Annotated in this window: 14 protein-coding genes; 5 read left to right on the forward strand and 9 right to left on the reverse strand. The window is 55.1% G+C overall.

Features of this window, described 5'->3' with window-relative positions; genetic code table 11:
• Positions 1 to 1,486, reverse strand: a 1,486-nt coding sequence (locus Q0510_RS20645; RefSeq protein WP_298715871.1) for a CarD family transcriptional regulator, incomplete at its 3' end; no start/stop codon positions are given.
• A 445-nt stretch (positions 1,487 to 1,931) separates the two neighbouring features.
• Between Q0510_RS20645 and Q0510_RS20650 the strand changes: the two genes are divergently transcribed.
• The gene (locus Q0510_RS20650) at positions 1,932 to 2,657 is read left to right on the forward strand and encodes an FAD-binding oxidoreductase (protein ID WP_298715872.1); all 726 of its coding nucleotides are present in this window, start codon (positions 1,932 to 1,934) and stop codon (positions 2,655 to 2,657) included.
• A gap of 65 nt (positions 2,658 to 2,722) precedes the next feature.
• Here the strand turns inward: Q0510_RS20650 and Q0510_RS20655 are convergent, their stop codons facing one another.
• From Q0510_RS20655 to dtd, 3 genes are all read right to left on the reverse strand, one after another.
• Positions 2,723 to 4,162, reverse strand: coding sequence for a glycine--tRNA ligase (locus Q0510_RS20655; protein WP_298715874.1), 1,440 nt, complete (start codon positions 4,160 to 4,162; stop codon positions 2,723 to 2,725).
• Positions 4,163 to 4,223: 61 nt separating this feature from the next.
• Entirely contained in the window at positions 4,224 to 4,553 is a 330-nt protein-coding gene (locus Q0510_RS20660; protein ID WP_298715876.1) for a nucleotide pyrophosphohydrolase, read from the reverse strand.
• A gap of 1 nt (position 4,554) precedes the next feature.
• The gene (gene dtd / locus Q0510_RS20665; protein WP_298715878.1) at positions 4,555 to 5,007 is read right to left on the reverse strand and encodes a D-aminoacyl-tRNA deacylase; all 453 of its coding nucleotides are present in this window, start codon (positions 5,005 to 5,007) and stop codon (positions 4,555 to 4,557) included.
• 52 nt (positions 5,008 to 5,059) lie between these two features.
• Here dtd and arfB point away from each other — a divergent pair, with 52 nt between their 5' ends.
• Both arfB and Q0510_RS20675 read left to right on the forward strand, forming a co-directional pair.
• Positions 5,060 to 5,452 (forward strand): alternative ribosome rescue aminoacyl-tRNA hydrolase ArfB, encoded by a 393-nt coding sequence (gene arfB / locus Q0510_RS20670; RefSeq protein WP_298715883.1) that lies wholly within the window; start codon positions 5,060 to 5,062, stop codon positions 5,450 to 5,452.
• A gap of 33 nt (positions 5,453 to 5,485) precedes the next feature.
• Positions 5,486 to 6,973 (forward strand): oligosaccharide flippase family protein, encoded by a 1,488-nt coding sequence (locus Q0510_RS20675; protein ID WP_298715885.1) that lies wholly within the window; start codon positions 5,486 to 5,488, stop codon positions 6,971 to 6,973.
• Here Q0510_RS20675 and Q0510_RS20680 read toward each other — a convergent pair.
• On the reverse strand, positions 6,956 to 7,618 hold the full coding sequence (locus Q0510_RS20680) for an MBL fold metallo-hydrolase (protein WP_298715887.1): 663 nt from the start codon (positions 7,616 to 7,618) through the stop codon (positions 6,956 to 6,958). The two genes, Q0510_RS20675 and Q0510_RS20680, sit on opposite strands and share 18 nt — an antisense overlap.
• A gap of 101 nt (positions 7,619 to 7,719) precedes the next feature.
• Here Q0510_RS20680 and Q0510_RS20685 point away from each other — a divergent pair, with 101 nt between their 5' ends.
• Positions 7,720 to 11,043 (forward strand): hypothetical protein, encoded by a 3,324-nt coding sequence (locus tag Q0510_RS20685; protein ID WP_298715889.1) that lies wholly within the window; start codon positions 7,720 to 7,722, stop codon positions 11,041 to 11,043.
• A gap of 51 nt (positions 11,044 to 11,094) precedes the next feature.
• Here the strand turns inward: Q0510_RS20685 and Q0510_RS20690 are convergent, their stop codons facing one another.
• The 3 genes from Q0510_RS20690 to Q0510_RS20700 are packed head-to-tail and all read right to left on the reverse strand — an operon-like array spanning position 11,095 to position 12,422.
• Positions 11,095 to 11,451, reverse strand: a complete 357-nt coding sequence (locus tag Q0510_RS20690) for a diacylglycerol kinase (RefSeq protein WP_298715891.1) — start codon at positions 11,449 to 11,451, stop codon at positions 11,095 to 11,097.
• Positions 11,451 to 11,747, reverse strand: coding sequence for a transcriptional regulator (locus tag Q0510_RS20695; protein WP_298715893.1), 297 nt, complete (start codon positions 11,745 to 11,747; stop codon positions 11,451 to 11,453). Before Q0510_RS20695 ends, Q0510_RS20690 begins: the two co-directional genes overlap by 1 nt.
• Positions 11,748 to 11,759: 12 nt before the next feature.
• Positions 11,760 to 12,422 carry a hypothetical protein gene (locus Q0510_RS20700; RefSeq protein WP_298715895.1) on the reverse strand — a complete coding sequence of 221 codons (663 nt, stop codon included), beginning with the start codon at positions 12,420 to 12,422 and terminating at the stop codon, positions 11,760 to 11,762.
• Between the two features lie 339 nt (positions 12,423 to 12,761).
• Between Q0510_RS20700 and Q0510_RS20705 the strand changes: the two genes are divergently transcribed.
• Positions 12,762 to 15,269 (forward strand): DUF5686 family protein, encoded by a 2,508-nt coding sequence (locus Q0510_RS20705; protein WP_298715897.1) that lies wholly within the window; start codon positions 12,762 to 12,764, stop codon positions 15,267 to 15,269.
• Here Q0510_RS20705 and Q0510_RS20710 read toward each other — a convergent pair.
• On the reverse strand, positions 15,266 to 15,691 hold the full coding sequence (locus Q0510_RS20710) for a helix-turn-helix transcriptional regulator (protein WP_298715899.1): 426 nt from the start codon (positions 15,689 to 15,691) through the stop codon (positions 15,266 to 15,268). The genes Q0510_RS20705 and Q0510_RS20710 overlap by 4 nt on opposite strands.
• Positions 15,692 to 15,793 lie beyond the last annotated feature (102 nt).

Below are 15,793 nucleotides of genomic sequence, written 5' to 3' on the forward strand. Positions count from 1 at the left end.
TGCTGATCTTGTGCAGTGAGTTGATGTTCACATACAGCAGATCGTTGTTTTTGTAAATAATGCGGATCGCCTCCTGCATCTTCCCGCCCACTTCAATTTTCTGCAGGCCGCTGTATACGCCCACGCCGTGGTCGATGTGGGTCACGAAGTCGCCGGATTGCAGTTCCTGCAGGGTTTTGAGGGTGATGGCCTTGCTTTTGTTGTAGGCCTGCTTCACTTTATATTTATGGAAGCGCTGGAAGATCTGGTGATCGGTGTAGCACGCGATCTTCAGCCCCGTATCCACGAACCCCGCGCTGATGGGCACCGGGATGGGATAAAAGAGGAAATCGGCCTTGAGGTCTTCGAAGATGCTCCGGAGCCTTTCGAGCTGGCGCGGGTTTTCCGCGAAGATGAACAACGCGGTTTTGGCGGCGTTCTGTGCCGAGAGGTCTTTGATCAGCAGGTCGAACTGACGGTTGAATACCGGCTGCTCCACCGTTTTGAAGGCAATCTCTTCCACCCCTGCCGGCACTTTTTCAAAATTGAAATGCGACCCGAACACGATGCAATGCTTTTGCTGCAACTGCTGCATGATCACATCCGCCTTCTCAAAATCCGCTTCATAGAGCTGGATGGCCTCGTCGTCAGACACGTCTGTGGCGCGGCCGGTCTGCAGCCAGTCGTCGAGCCGCTGCTCCATCTGTCCCATCACGCCCTGCACATACGAAGGATCTTTGAGCCAGACGATGGTGTTGGCGGGAAGGAAATCGGGCAGCGACATTTTATCACCGGAAGACACGCGGGTGTCCATGTTGGCGATCAGGTTAACCTGCATGAGCTTCCTCTCGGATAGCTGTGTTTCGGGATCAAAGAGGCGGATGGAATCTACCTCGTCGCCAAACAGCTCAAAGCGGTAAGGCTTATCGTTCCCGAAGGAATATATGTCCAGGATACCGCCGCGGACGGCGTATTGCCCGGGTTCGTAAACAAAGTCGGTATGTTCGAAGCCCCATTCCACCAATTTAGCCAGCAGATCGTCGACTTTGAGGTTTTCCCCCACTTTGACGGAGATCATGTTGGTGTTGTACGTGGTGTTGCCGGCCACTTTTTCGAAGAGCGCTTCGGGGTAGGTGACGAGCACTTTTTTGTGGGGCTGGGGCCCGGTGAGCTTCATGAGCGCCTCGGTGCGCAGCATGCTGTGGCTGCTGTTGAGGTCGGAGAAAACGCCGGTTTTCTTGAACGAGTCGGGGAAGTAGAATATGTCCAGCGCCTGGGAGAGATGTTCCAGGTCGTTATGGAAATAGGCGGCTTCTTCTTTGTCGTTGAGGATGAAAACGTGGTTGGCGTCGGAGCCATTGCGGAGGGCGGTAGCCACGAAGGCGGCGGCGCTGCCGGTGAGGCCCGTCAGGTGGAAATACCGGGGTGCAGGCATACGAGTCCCGTCCGCCAGTGATTTCAGGCGGGAATCCCGTTCAAACAGCTGTAATACTCCCTGCAAATTCATGAAGGCTGCAAAGATAAGGCATTTTCAACTTTCATGCCGGACAGGATCATCCATCCAGGGAGGTTATGGTAAGTCATGCTGTAAGGTGAAACAGGTATACCTTACAGGTCAGCTACCCTTGATATACGGTTGAGATACCCTTATATAGGGTGGCTCAACCGTATCTGAACGATGGCTGAAGGGTATCTCAAAGGTATCTCAACCTATCTGTAACATAGTACCAGCCTGGCATTGAAGCCGCTGACAGGTAAAGCATCCGGTTATTCAATTCCGCACAAAGCCTCTATGGCAAAGGGTTTCCGGTGAATGTGAGGTTACACCGGGCGGCGGTGCCCCGGCGGATGGAGGGAAACAGGGAGCAGGACGGGCAAAGGGCGCCTCAAACCAGAAAAAAAGCGTAATTTATGGGTATTGGCTTTACTCATCTTACAAAATTATTCTATACATGCCCGAACAATGGTACACCGGCGTGGTGACGAAGATTGTGAATGAGACGTATAATACCAGGAGATTTTGGATCCACATACCCGAGAAGGAAGCATTTCATTTTAAGGCCGGCCAGTTCGTAACGCTGGACCTGCCGATCCACGAGAAGAAGAACAAGCGCTGGCGAAGTTATTCCATCGCCTCCCACCCCAACGGTTCTTCGGAAATAGAACTGGTGATCGTACTGCTGGACGGGGGCGCAGGCACTACCTACATTTTCAATGAGATCAGGGAAGGCAGCGAGCTCATACTCCGCGGGCCTTTGGGGAATTTCGTGCTCCCCGAAGCGATGGACCGCGATCTTTTCCTCATCTGCACCGGCACGGGCATCGCGCCTTTCCGGTCGATGGCGAAGTTCCTGCACAAGAACCAGCTGGCCCATCCCAACATCCACCTGATCTACGGATCGCGGTACGAGAAGGATATTTTGTACAAAGATGAGATGCGCGCCCTCGCCGCCGAGATGCCCGGCTTCCACTACCACCCCACCCTTTCGCGGGAGGATAGCCCCGACTGGACGGGCCACCGGGGCTACGTACACAACGTCTATGAAGATCTTCTCTCCGACCGCCGCCCCGCGCACTTCTTCCTCTGCGGCTGGAAAGTGATGATCGACGAAGCGAAGCAGCGCATCCAGGCCATGGGATACGACCGGCATGATATTCACCTCGAACTTTACGGGTAACGATATTTTATAATAAAAAAAGGCGCCTCCTGCCGGAAGCGCCTTCGCTATTTCTTTCGTGACGATTAATCCATCATCGATTTCATCACCATCTCTTTCACGGTAGCAAGCGGGATACGCTCCTGTTCCATAGAGTCGCGGTGACGGACGGTTACGGTGCCGTCTTCTTTCGTCTGGTGGTCGATGGTTACGCAGAAGGGCGTGCCGATTGCGTCCTGGCGGCGGTAGCGTTTACCGATGCTGTCTTTTTCCTCGTAGTAGCAGTAGAAATTCTTTTTGCAATCAGCCATCAGTTCCTGGGCGATCTCGGGCAAGCCGTCTTTCTTGGTCAGCGGGAGGATCGCCAGTTTGATGGGAGCCAGCTTGGCGGGGAACTTCAGTACCACGCGGGAATCTTGCTTCTCCGGGGTGCTGAGGTCCTGCTCTTCATAAGCTTCGGAAAGCACCATGAAGCAGCAGCGGTCGAGGCCGATGGAGGTTTCGATCACGTAGGGAACGTAGTTCTGGTTGATCTCGGGATCGAAGTACTGGAGCTTTTTGCCGGAGAATTTCTGGTGCTGGCTCAGGTCGAAGTCGGTACGGCTGTGGATGCCTTCCACTTCCTTGAAACCAATCGGGAAATTATATTCGATATCCACGGCCGCGTCGGCATAGTGGGCCAGTTTGGCGTGGTCATGGAACTGGAGGTGCCCGGGTTTCAGGCCGAGGCTCTTGTGCCATTTCATGCGCTCTTCTTTCCAGTATGCGTACCATTCCTGCTGGGTGCCGGGGCGGATGAAGAACTGCATCTCCATCTGCTCGAATTCCCGCATGCGGAACACGAACTGGCGTGCCACGATCTCATTGCGGAAAGCCTTCCCTACCTGCGCAATACCAAACGGGATCTTCATACGGCCCGTCTTCTGCACATTCAGGAAGTTGACGAAAATACCCTGCGCCGTTTCCGGACGGAGGTACACTTTATTATCGCCCTCGTTTTCGGCAGCCACGGCGCCGAACTCGGTGGAGAACATGAGGTTGAACTGCCGGATGTCGGTCCAGTTAACGGTTCCGCTCACGGAGCAGGCAATTTTCTTCTCTTCGATGAAAGCCTTCAGCCCGGCGTAATCGTTTTCTTTCAGGTAGTTTTCCATGGCGGCGATCACGGCGTCTTTCTCGGCTTCGGGCAGGGTGTCTGCATAGCCTTCGATGAGGTGATCCACGCGGTAGCGCTTCTTGCTGTCTTTGTTATCGATCATCGGGTCGCTGAAGTTGTCGACGTGCCCGGATGCTTTCCAAACCGTGGGGTGCATGAAAATGGCCGCGTCGATGCCCACGATGTTTTCGTGCATCTGCGTCATGCTGCGCCACCAGTAGTCGCGCACATTCTTTTTCAGCTCGGCGCCGTACTGACCGTAGTCATATACCGCGCTCAACCCGTCATAAATCTCACTCGACGGGAAAATGAAACCGTATTCTTTACAGTGCGAAATGATCGCCTGGAACTTGTTCTGATCTGTTGCCATAGTCGCGCAAAGATAAAATCCTATTTTGAAACAACGTATTATTATAATCAACCAACCGTAACTAGCCTTTCAGCTTCTCGTTATCCTGGTGCCGTTGGGCGTCGCGGGTCGTTTTCTTCTCAAAGTTCTTCTCCAGCGCTGCGGTGAGGTCTACCCCGGTCTGGTTGGCGAGGCATAGCAGGACCCAGAGGACGTCCGCCAGCTCGTCGGGCAGGTTTTTGCCGCGGTCGGAGGGTTTGAACGACTGGTCGCCGTATTGCCGGGAGATGATCCGGGCTACTTCCCCGACTTCTTCGGTGAGGATGGCCATGTTGGTCAGTTCGGAAAAGTAGCGGACGCCGGTGGTGTTGATCCATTGGTCGACGCGCTGCTGGGCTTCCTGGATGGTCATTTTATTCTCGGTTTTTGGTGTCGATGATGATGGTGACGGGCCCGTCGTTCAGGAGCGAAATTTGCATATCCGCCCCGAAGGTGCCGGTGCCGATGCTTTTCCCCAGGTCGGCTTCCAGCCTGGCGATGGTGTTTTCGTACAGGGGGATGGCGGTGTCGGGCTTGCTGGCCCGGAGGTAGCTGGGGCGGTTGCCTTTTTTGGTGGAGGCGTGAAGGGTGAATTGGGAGATGAGGAGGATATCCCCTCCCGTTTCGAGGACGCTGCGGTTCATGACGCCGTTTTCGTCGTTGAAAATGCGGAGGTTGACGATTTTAGCGCTCAGCCAGGCAATATCTTCCGGCCCGTCGGCGTCTTCTATACCCAGCAGCACGAGGAGGCCGCCTTCGATGGCGGACTTCACCTGCCCGCCGATGGCTACATCGGCCCGGGTTACCCTTTGGATCACAGCTCTCATAAAATATACAGTGGAAGGATTTACATTTGCGGTTAAAGATAAGCAATGTGTTATGCTTGACGTGACTCCGGAAATAAAATTCAAAACGGCCCGCAGCGGCGGGAAGGGCGGCCAGAACGTGAACAAGGTGGAAACGATGGTGGAAGGCTACTTCGACATTGCGGGCTCCTCCCTGCTCGACGCCGATCAGAAGGCCCTGCTGCTGCAGAACCTGGGCGGCAAGCTGAATGCCGAAGGGCTTTTGCAGGTGAAGTCGCAAACGGAGCGGTCGCAGCTGGGCAATAAAGGGGAGGTGATCCGCAAAATGAACGCCCTGCTGGCCCAGGGGCTCTTTGTGCCGAAGAAGCGCAAGAAGGTAAAGCCAACTAAAGCCATGATCGAAAAACGCCTCCAGTTCAAGAAAAGGCTGAGCGAGAAAAAACAGAACCGTCGAAACGACTATTGATACGATTGTTTAATTTGGATTAAAACCGACGCTTTGGGAAACATCAAGAAACTGGCCGGCGCAACTATCTGGTACGGCGTACCCACCATTTTTCACCGATTCCTGGGATTCATCCTCCAGCTCTTTCTTACGAGCGTGTTCCCGACCGAGAAGTTCGGGGAGGTGACCCAGTTGTACGCTTTCATTCCTTTTTGCAACGTTATTTTCACATACGGGCTGGAAACCAGCTATTTCCGGTTCACGCAGTCGGTGGAGAAAGACCGGCTGTACAATACCCTGAGCGTCTCGATCCTCCTGAGCACGGTGCTGTTTTCGGGGGTGCTGTTCGTTTGCTCGCCGTTGCTGGCGGGCATGCTGGGGCTCCCTGGCCGGGCGGACCTGGTGATGCTGGCCACGGGCGTCCTGTTCTTTGACACCCTGACCACGATCCCTTTCGCCAAACTGCGCCAGGAAGGCCGCCCGCGCAAATACGCCGCGGTGAAGATCGCTACCATCGTGGTGCAGATCCTGCTGACCCTGTTCCTGCTCAAATGGGCGCCGAAGTTGCATGCCGGCGGGCACCTGGGCTGGTACAACCCGGCGCGCGGGGTGGAATATTTCGTGATCGCCAATATGCTGGCGAGCTTGTGTTCGCTGCTGTTCCTGTCGAAGGAGTTCAGCGCGTTCCGCTGGAAGTTTGATAAAGGTTTGTGGAAAGAAGTGATCCGGTACAGCTGGCCGCTGATGGTGGTGGGGATCGGCGGGATGGTGAACGAGATGCTGAGCCGGCTGGTGTTCCCGCAGGTGTACCCCTACCCGGAGGAGGTGGCCAAGAGCGAACTGGGGATCTTCGGAGCCAACTATAAGCTGGCCGTTCTCGTAACCATATGCATCACGGCGTTCAGGATGGGTGCGGAGCCGTTCTTCTTCAACCAGAGCGGCAGGCAGGATGCCCAGCAGACGTATGCCCGGGTGATGAAGTTCTTTACGATGTTCATGGGCGCGGTGTTCCTGGCCGTGGCGCTTTTCCTCGATATCTGGATCTGGTTCATCACGCGCGGGCCCGATCCGAGGTATGCCGAAGGGATGCACATCGTGCCGGTGATCGCCATGGCGTCGGTGTTTTTAGGGATTTACTACAACCTGACCATCTGGTATAAACTCACCAACCGCAACCTCATGGGCGCCTGGATCACGCTGGGCGGGGCGGTGGTCACCATCATCCTGAACGTCTGGTGGATCCCGCAGTTCAGTTATACAGGCTCGTCCTGGGCTACTTTTGTTTGTTACGGGCTGATGATGACCGTATCGTACCTGCTGGGGCAGAAATATTACCCGGTGCCGTACGAGGTGCCGAAGATCGTGGGATACCTGGCGCTGGCCGGGGCGATCTACGGGCTGCAGCATTGCCTGCGGGCCGAGGGGTTCGGATTCTGGCCGCTGCAGTTAGCCGGCGTGGCCGGAATGGGTATATACCTGGCCGTTATAGCGTGGTCGGAAAGGAAAGACATCGCCCGGTTGCTGTCACGCAAGGCGGGTTGAAGGGTCTTCCGGCACGAAGGGGTTGTGCACCTTTTCGAACCCGATCGTAGTCTCAGGACCGTGGCCCGAATACACGACCGTTTCGTTAGGCAGCTTGTACAACTTTTCCCGGATGCTGCTGGCCAGTGTTTCAAAATTACCTCCGGGGAAGTCGGAACGGCCCACGCTCTGTTTAAATAACACATCTCCGGCGATCACAAATTGCTGTTGGGCGCAATAGAACGATATGCTTCCGGGAGAATGGCCGGGGGTAAGGATCACTTCCAGCTCATCATCCCCCAGCACCACCTTATCGCCTTCCTCCAGGTAACCGGCAGGGGCGGGACTGGGCTCGAAGGGGATGTTGTACATCTGGCCGGACTGCGGGGAGCGGTCGAGCACCACCTGGTCGAGCCGGTGGATTTCCGGACCTTTACCAAACATTTTCTGCACCAGCCTGTTGCTGAAGATGTGGTCCAGATGGCAGTGGGTATTGAGGAGCCGTTCGACGGTCAACCCGTTGTCGGCCATGAATTTGAGAAACCCGTTCCGCTCTTCTTCATAATAAAATCCCGGGTCTATAATGATACACTGCTTTTTTTCGTTAATTAGTACGTATGTGTTCTCCTGAAAAGGATTGACCGTAAAGCACCTGATTTCGAACATTGTTGACGTTTTTTACTAATTTTAATTCGCAACACAATATTATCAATACTTTCCGTATGAACCGATTTATTACCAGGTCAATTATTCCATGCTTATGCCTATTGATCGGATTTGTTGTTAACGCCCAGGCGCAGGTGAATACCGTGGAATTTGGCCAGAACCGGGTGCAGTACAAGAATTTCAAGTGGCGGTTCTATACGACCCGGCACTTCAATACGTACTTCGCACAGAACGGTCTCGAGCTTGGCAAGTACGTGGCGCAGGCTGCGGAAAGGGAGCTCCCCCAGCTGGAGGAGTTCATGGAGTTCACCTTCCGGCAGAAAGTGAATATTATTGTGTACAACAACTTCGCGGAGTTCAAGCAATCCAATGTGGGTATCGGGGTAGACTGGCAGAATACCGGTGGGGTGACGAAGCTCGTCGGCAACAAGCTCCTCGTCTATTTCGACGGCGACCATGCCAACCTCCGCCGCCAGATCCGCCAGGGTATTGCCCGGGTGATGCTGGAAACCCTCCTTTTCGGGGAGGATATCGGCGAGTTTGCGGGGAATGCGGTACTGATGGATTTCCCGAACTGGTTCACCGACGGGTTTATCGCTTATGCCGCGGAAAACTGGAATCCCCAGCTCGACGACCAGCTGAAAGCCGCCCTCAACTCCGGCAAATACAATACTTTCAACCAGCTTACCTTCGACAAGCCCCTCCTGGCAGGCCAGGCATTCTGGTATTATGTCGAAAGCAAATACGGGAAAGACGCGGTGCCCTACCTCATGTACATCACCCGCATCAACCGCGGCCTGAAGAAAGGCTTCGAGCAGGTGCTGCACATGAAACCCAAAGCCGCACAGGCTGATTTCATGATCTGGTGGCGCAAGCGCTTCCAGGAAGACGGCCGCCGCCGCCGCCAGGTGACCCGTGGTACCGGCGTGATCTCCAACGAAATCGGCAAGAAAGACTACTACCGCTACGCCCCCAATCCCAAAAACAGTATGTACGCCGTGGTGGAATACAGCAAAGGAACGTACAAAGTGAAGATCAACCTGGGATGGACGACCAACAAAGTGCTCCTGAAATCCGGGGTGAAACAGCTCACTTCCAAGCTCGACCCCAATTACCCGCTGCTGGCCTGGAACCACAAAGGCAACCGCCTGGCCGTGGTATATGAGCACGAAGGCAAAACGCGCCTCATGGTCTACGACCTGATTTCCAAGATCACGATCAGGCAGGACCTCCCGATGTTCGACAGGATCATCGATATGAAGTTCTTCTTCGAATTCGACAACTCCCTCCTGCTTTCCGCCGTGCGCAACGGTCATACCGATATCTTCACCTACAGCATGACCAACAGCAAGGTAGACCAGATCACCAACGACGTGTGGGATGATCTCGATCCTTCCTTCGCCGCCTTCCCCGGCAAGAGCGGGATCATCTATTCCTCGAACCGCCCGGGCCCCAAAGCCCGTACGTCCGATACGGCGTTGCCGCATAACCGGTATAATGTTTTCATGGTCGACAACTGGAACAAATCTTCCGAAAAGCAGATTTCCCAGCTGACCGACCTGCCCTATGGCAACGCGCGCCTGCCCGTGCAGTATAATACTACGCACTTCACTTTCGTGAGCGACGCCAATGGTGTTTCCAACCGCTACGCAGGCTTCTTCCGGGCGGAGAAAGCGGGCGTGGATTCCCTGTACTTTATCGGTGCGGAGATCCTCCACAACCCTGACAAGGAAGAGCTGGATTCCGCGTTGATGGATTATGGCGCTACGGCACCCGATTCCATCCAGGCCGTGGCCATCACCAACGACTCTACGTATGTGTTCCCCGTCACCAATTACCAGTATGGCATCAAGGAATCCCGGATCGCGGGCGACCAGGGAATGGTGTCGGAAGTGGTGCAAATCGGGGACTGGAAGCGGTTGTATAAACTGAAAGTGGATACGAACACGCTGCGCAGGCGGAATGTGTCGGCCCGGCCCACCAACTTCAGGTTGCAGCAGATGCGCGACGACTCCATGCGCCTGGGTTTACCAAGTTATTACGCCCAGCCCGATACATCTAAACAGGCCAACTTCTTCCAGAACGAGTTCGGCAACGAACCGGCTGAACCGGCCGCCCAGGAAGAGCAGCCGATGATCGCCGAGCGGAAAGAGCCGCCGGTGCTGAAAAGCGCGCGCCTCAGCAATTACAGGCTCAAATTCAGCTCCGATTACCTCGTGACGCAGATCGATAACTCGGTGCTGATGAACCGCTATCAGCCTTACTACGGCTGGCCCCAGGGCCCCATCCGCCTGACAGACCCCGTGAACGGCCTTATCCGCATCGGCGTGAGCGACCTGATGGAGGATGTCAAGTTCTCCGGCGCTTTCCGCGTGCCCCTGGCGCTCGACGGTACGGAGTACATGTTCTCCATGACCTACCTCAAAAAGCGTTTCGATTACAAATTGACGTATTACCGCCGGATGGAAAAACTCTCGTTCCGGAATGAGAACTCCCAGTTCTGGGGCTATCCGTCCAAAAATATCACCAATATCTACCAGGGCGAAGTGCGCTATCCGTTCGACCAGGTGCGCAGCATCCGGCTTTCCGCCGGCCTTCGCCGCGACGAAACGGTGGTACTGGGTAACGACAGCGCTTCCATCATGCAGCCCAATTACAAGGAAAACGCGGTACTGGCGCGGCTGGAGTATGTGCACGACAATGTGCTGAACCCCGCCATCAATATCTACAAAGGCACCCGTTTCAAAATCTACGGCGACCTGATCGCGCAGGTGTCCAGCAGCGATGCGTTCTTTGACCAGAAGTCCGTGAAAGGCAAGTTTACCTACAACATGGGTATCGATGCGCGCCATTACGTGGAGATCCACCGGAACTTCATCTGGGCTACCCGCATAGCTGCAGACCTTTCGTGGGGCTCGCGCAAGCTGATCTACTTCCTCGGCGGCGTCGACAACTGGATGGTGAAACCGGACATTTATTACAACCGCGCTCCGAACGAGAACGAGAACTACGCCTACCAGACGCTGGCGGTGAACATGCGCGGTTACAAACAGAATATCCGCAACGGTAATAACGTGCTGCTGATGAACACGGAGCTCCGCCTGCCGGTGTTTACCACATTCATCGACAAACCGATCAACAGCGCGTTCCTCCGCAACTTCCAGCTGACGACCTTCATGGACATCGGTACCGCCTGGAACGAGAAACTGAAGTTCAAAGGCGCCAATTACACGGAATACGTTACGGCCGAAGGTGTGGTGATCCGCATCAAGGAAGGGTTCCTCGGGCCGTTCGTGGGCGGTTACGGCTTTGGCGCCCGCACCACGTTGCTCGGGTATTTCGTCCGCTTCGACGCGGGCTGGCCCATGACCGGATTCTTCCGCGGCAAGCCGCAGCTGACCTTCGGTTTGGGGGTTGACTTCTAAAGAATATAAACTTCGATACACAAAAAAGCCGGCTACATGAGCCGGCTTTTTTTATAGCATTTTGGGAAGGAAGATGCACCCCGCGGCTACGACCGCCGCGATGGCGGCAAGGAGTACAGCGCCGGCGGCGATGTCTTTGATATTTTTCACGAGGGGATGATGCCCGGGATGGAGCAGGTCCATGGATTTCTCAATGGCGGTATTGAGCAGTTCGGCGGTCCATACGCCGCCGGTGGCGATGGCGATAACGGCCCATTCGCCGGGGGAGCATTGGAACCAGCAACCTGCGGCGACAACGGCGGCTGTGGCTGCGAGGTGGATGCGGGCATTGGGTTCGGTGCGGAGCGCGGCAGCAATTCCGCGGAATGCGTTGCGGAAGCTGCCGGCGAGTCCTGTGCTGCGGTTCATCACTGTGTGAATTTGATCATGGCTTCCAATGCGGCGAGGTGGCCTTTGAAGGCTTTTTCGCCGGCTTTGGTAATGGAATAGGTGGTATTGGTTTTCCGGCCCACAAATCCCTTGTGCACTTTGATGTATGCGTTTTCCTCCAGCGTGGAGAGGTGCGAGGCCAGGTTGCCGTCGGTCACGTCCAGCATGGCTTTGAGGTCGTTGAAGCTGACTTCTTCATTGACGATCAGCACGCTCATCACGCCCAGCCGGATGCGGCTTTCAAAAAGTTTATTCAGATGCTCGATCGGATTCATGCAAACCGGGGTTTAAGCGCCCTGCGGGGCGCGTTCGTATTTCCACCACATGATGATGCCGTAAAGAATATGTACCACACCAAAACCCAGGGCCCAGAAGAAGAGGCCATTTCCGAGCCAGAAGGTGGCGAGGATGCCGAGGCCGGTTTCGATGAAGCCGACGTAGCGGAGCTCCGGCATGGTGAATTTGCTGGCGTTGATGAGGGCCAGGCCGTAAAACACCAGGCAGGCGGGCGATACGAATCCGTAAAAACCATTGTAAATCATGCCGAGGATGAAGAGGCCGCCGGCGAAAAGGGGAACGGCGAGGTTGAAGACGACTTTGCGGGCGGTGGCGTCCCAGATGGGGAGGCCCTGTTGCCGGGCTTTGCGCCAGGTAAAGTAGCTCCCGGTGGTGAGGGCGCATAGCAATACGGCGGCAGCGATAAGCAGTAGTTTGAGGATGAGGACGTTCACGTTGCCGGAACCATCGTAGGCCGCGCCGTCGTAGGATTCGTAGGAAACCGGGCTGCCGTTGCGGTAATCGTCCAGGATGCGCCAGGCGAACCATGCGCCGATAAGGCCGCTCAGTCCCGCGCCCACACCGCCCAGTCCGCTGAGCGACATGAAACGGGTGCTGCGTTCCATGATGCGCTTGATGTCTTTAAGGGTATCGAGATGTTGTTGCTCGTTCATAGCGAAAGCACTTTGTACATCAAAGCTAGTCATAATTGTGGAAAAAGGGGCATAGAAGGGGGCTGATGAAAATCTGGCATGTTATTCCCTTTATATAGGGGTAACGGGTATGGGCGTGCGTTTATAGAAGGCAGGGGTTTCCGGGGTTTCCCGGGTGCGGCGGCGCTAGATAAAAGCGGTGAAGATTTCTGCTGCGGGGGGCTCGCGGCGGGAATCCGGGGGAACCTCCGGCCGGAGGGGTTTCCAGGCTGAACACACGCGCCTGCCGATTGTTATAAAACGGTCCCATTTATCACGGGCTCAAGTAATTCGTCCGAAAATATCTAATTTGCCTCGCAAATGAACGGCTGGAAACGAACCATAGCTTTAGTAATAACGATCATCAGCTTCTTACCCCTCACTGCGCAGCATAAAGTAAAGGGAATTGTTAAAGACGCGCACACCCAGGAACTGATCCCCTTTGCCACACTGCAATTTGTGGGCACCAATACCGGCATGGTCACCGACGCCGAAGGCGCCTTCCTCTTCGAGCTCCCTTCCATCCCTTCAGACTCCCTCCTCGTCCGCGTCATGGGATACGCCAGAACCGTCCTGTTCGTAGACCGCAAACTCCCCGAACAAACCCTCATCTTCGAAATCTCCCGCGGCGACGTTTCCCTCAAAACATACGAAGTAAAGGCCAACGTCAATTTCGCGCTGATCCTGCTCCGGAATATCGTCCGCCGGAAACCGTATAATAACTACGACCGCCTCGAAAGTTACAAATACGAAATTTACAATAAGCTGGAGCTCGACATCAAAAACCTCAATACCGTCAAACTCGCCAAAAACCGCTTCTCCAAACCTTTCGCTTTCATCCTGAAGAATATCGACAGCACCACGGAAAACCAGCCCTTCCTGCCCGTCTTCCTCACCGAAAGCATTTCCGATTACTATTTCCAGCGCAACCCGAAAAAGACGAAAGAGATCATCAAGGCTTCGCGCACTTCCGGGCTCGACAACGAAAGCGTTACCAAGTTCCTCGGCGGGATGTACCAGAACATCAATGTATACGACAATTTCATCCCGGTGTTCGACAAAAGCTTCGTGAGCCCTATCGCCAACAACGGCAACCTGTTCTATAATTACCGCATCACCGATACGCAATACATCGCCAATCACCGTTTCATCCGCATGAACTTCGAGCCGCGGCGCAAAGGCGAGAACGCTTTCATCGGCGACCTTTGGGTGATGGATTCAACCTTCGCCATCCAAAAAATGAGCATGGCGGTGCCGAATGACGCGAATATCAACTTCGTCCGCAAGATCTCGCTGGTGCAGGAGTTCAAACCTTTCCCCGACAGCAGTGGCTGGTTCCTGGCGAAAGATAAATTCGTGGTCGACTTCTGGACGCCCAGCCCCAAGCCCACCAAAACCCTGGAATTCATCGGACGGAAAACGACGACGTACGAAGACCTGGTGTACAACGATACCGCGGTCACCAACCTGTTTTCCGAGAAGCGTTATCCCCAGAACATCGTGGTGGCCGACAGTGCGAGGGTGCGTACCGATTCGTTCTGGGCCGGCCACCGGCACGAAACGCTGAGCCACAACGAGCAGGCCATTTACAACATGGTGGACACGCTGCAGAAGATGCCCCTCTTCCAGAAGTATTCCAACACCATCCGCTTCCTGGCAACGGGATATAAACCGTTCGGTCCGATTGAATGGGGACCGTACTGGTACCTCTTTTCCCAAAACCGCCTGGAAGGCTTCAGGGCCCGCCTCGACCTGGGCACCACTCCGCAGTTCCATAAAGACCTTTACCTCAACGGATACCTGGCCTACGGCTTCGGCGACGACCGTTTCAAGGGCAAATTATCCGCCCTCTACCTGCTGAAGCGCCATCCGCGGATGTATGTGTACGGATCGTTCGTCCGCGACCTCGATAACGGCGCGAGCTACTACGATGAGGTGGGAACAGACAACATCTTCACCCTTGCCATCCGCAAGCCTGGCGTGCCGCAGAAGTTCATGCAGATCGAAGAGAAGCGGGCGGAGTTCTTCAAAGAATATTTCAGCGGTTTCTCCCATCACTTTTCGGTGGTGCATAAACAGTTCATGCCTTATGCGCCTCTTCCCGGCGGCGCCACGTTCCCCCACAGCGGCGGCAAAACCGACCCTTACACCAACCTCGAAGTAGCGGTAAAGCTGCGTTACGCCTTCCGCGAAGAGTTCCTGGAAGGGAATTACTACCGCTTCAGCCTGGGCAGCAAATACCCCATCGTGGAATTGAAATACGCGCTGGGCGTGAAGGGCATCTGGAAGAGCAATTACAGCTACCACAAAACGTCGTTCACCGTGTCCGACTACCTGAAGGTGGCGCCGTTCGGCCAGTTGTATTACAATTTCTTCGGCGGCAAGATCTTCAACACCACCCTGCCCTATCCGCTGCTGGAAATCCATCCCGGCAACGAAATCTACTATTACAACAAGTATGCGTTCAACATGATGAACCGGTATGAGTTCATCAGCGATCAATACGCCGGCTTCAACCTGGAGCATACCCTCGGCAACGGGATCTTCAATTACATCCCGCTGGTCCGCAAGCTGAAGTTCCGCCAGTTCTGGACGGCCAAAGGCGTGATCGGCAGCCTGTCGGACAGGAACCGCGCGCTCAACTTCCAGTCCGGATATCCTTTCAAGACGCTTGAAGGCCATCCCTACATCGAGCTGGGAACAGGTGTGGAGAACATCCTGAAGTTCATCCGGGTCGACTTTGTATGGCGGGTGGCGCCCAAGCCGTTACCGGCGGAAATCAACAACAAGAAGTTCGGTATTTTCGGGAGTTTCCGGTTGCAGTTCTAGGCGTCGGAGGCTTTGGCACGGCGGGTGGTTTCCCGGGCGAGGGGCTTGAGCATGGCCTGCATGATGCGCAGGTGCTCATTCATCAGCTGGTCGAGCTTCTGCACGGAGTCCCGCAGCGACACCACCATTTCCTTCATCAACAATTTATCCTGCCGGAAGTACGCGAGGAGATCCTGGAGGTCCTTCTCCGGGAGGCCTTTCTTCAGCTGCCGCTGCTCCGGCGGCTGCTCGTTGAAAAACTCCGTAAAATGCACGTCCAGCACCTCCGCGATCTGCATCAGCCGCTCGATCGTAAGGCGCTTCGTGTCATTCCGCTCTATGTTGCCATAGGCCGTGGAGCCGATGTTCAGCCGTACTGCCATGTATTCCTGCGTCAGGTTGCGGAACTCCCGCAACCGGCGGATCGTTTTACCTACGTTCATATGGAAGGTCTTTGTGAATCGAAGCGGGTTAACAATTCTTCTCCGCAATATTAACGAGTCGGGGAACACCCACCAAACAATCTCCGTAAATGCAAGAAGTTC

This window comes from uncultured Chitinophaga sp. (genome assembly GCF_937874145.1).
GTDB lineage: Bacteria > Bacteroidota > Bacteroidia > Chitinophagales > Chitinophagaceae > Chitinophaga.

Coding starts and splice junctions, on each gene's coding strand:
- Q0510_RS20650 (WP_298715872.1), top strand. CDS start 1,932: ATGCCCGAACAATGGTACACCGGCGTGGTGACGAAGATTGTGAATGAG.
- Q0510_RS20655 (WP_298715874.1), bottom strand. CDS start 4,162: ATGGCAACAGATCAGAACAAGTTCCAGGCGATCATTTCGCACTGTAAA.
- Q0510_RS20660 (WP_298715876.1), bottom strand. CDS start 4,553: ATGACCATCCAGGAAGCCCAGCAGCGCGTCGACCAATGGATCAACACC.
- dtd (WP_298715878.1), bottom strand. CDS start 5,007: ATGAGAGCTGTGATCCAAAGGGTAACCCGGGCCGATGTAGCCATCGGC.
- arfB (WP_298715883.1), top strand. CDS start 5,060: ATGCTTGACGTGACTCCGGAAATAAAATTCAAAACGGCCCGCAGCGGC.
- Q0510_RS20680 (WP_298715887.1), bottom strand. CDS start 7,618: ATGTTCGAAATCAGGTGCTTTACGGTCAATCCTTTTCAGGAGAACACA.
- Q0510_RS20690 (WP_298715891.1), bottom strand. CDS start 11,451: ATGAACCGCAGCACAGGACTCGCCGGCAGCTTCCGCAACGCATTCCGC.
- Q0510_RS20695 (WP_298715893.1), bottom strand. CDS start 11,747: ATGAATCCGATCGAGCATCTGAATAAACTTTTTGAAAGCCGCATCCGG.
- Q0510_RS20700 (WP_298715895.1), bottom strand. CDS start 12,422: ATGAACGAGCAACAACATCTCGATACCCTTAAAGACATCAAGCGCATC.
- Q0510_RS20705 (WP_298715897.1), top strand. CDS start 12,762: ATGAACGGCTGGAAACGAACCATAGCTTTAGTAATAACGATCATCAGC.
- Q0510_RS20710 (WP_298715899.1), bottom strand. CDS start 15,691: ATGAACGTAGGTAAAACGATCCGCCGGTTGCGGGAGTTCCGCAACCTG.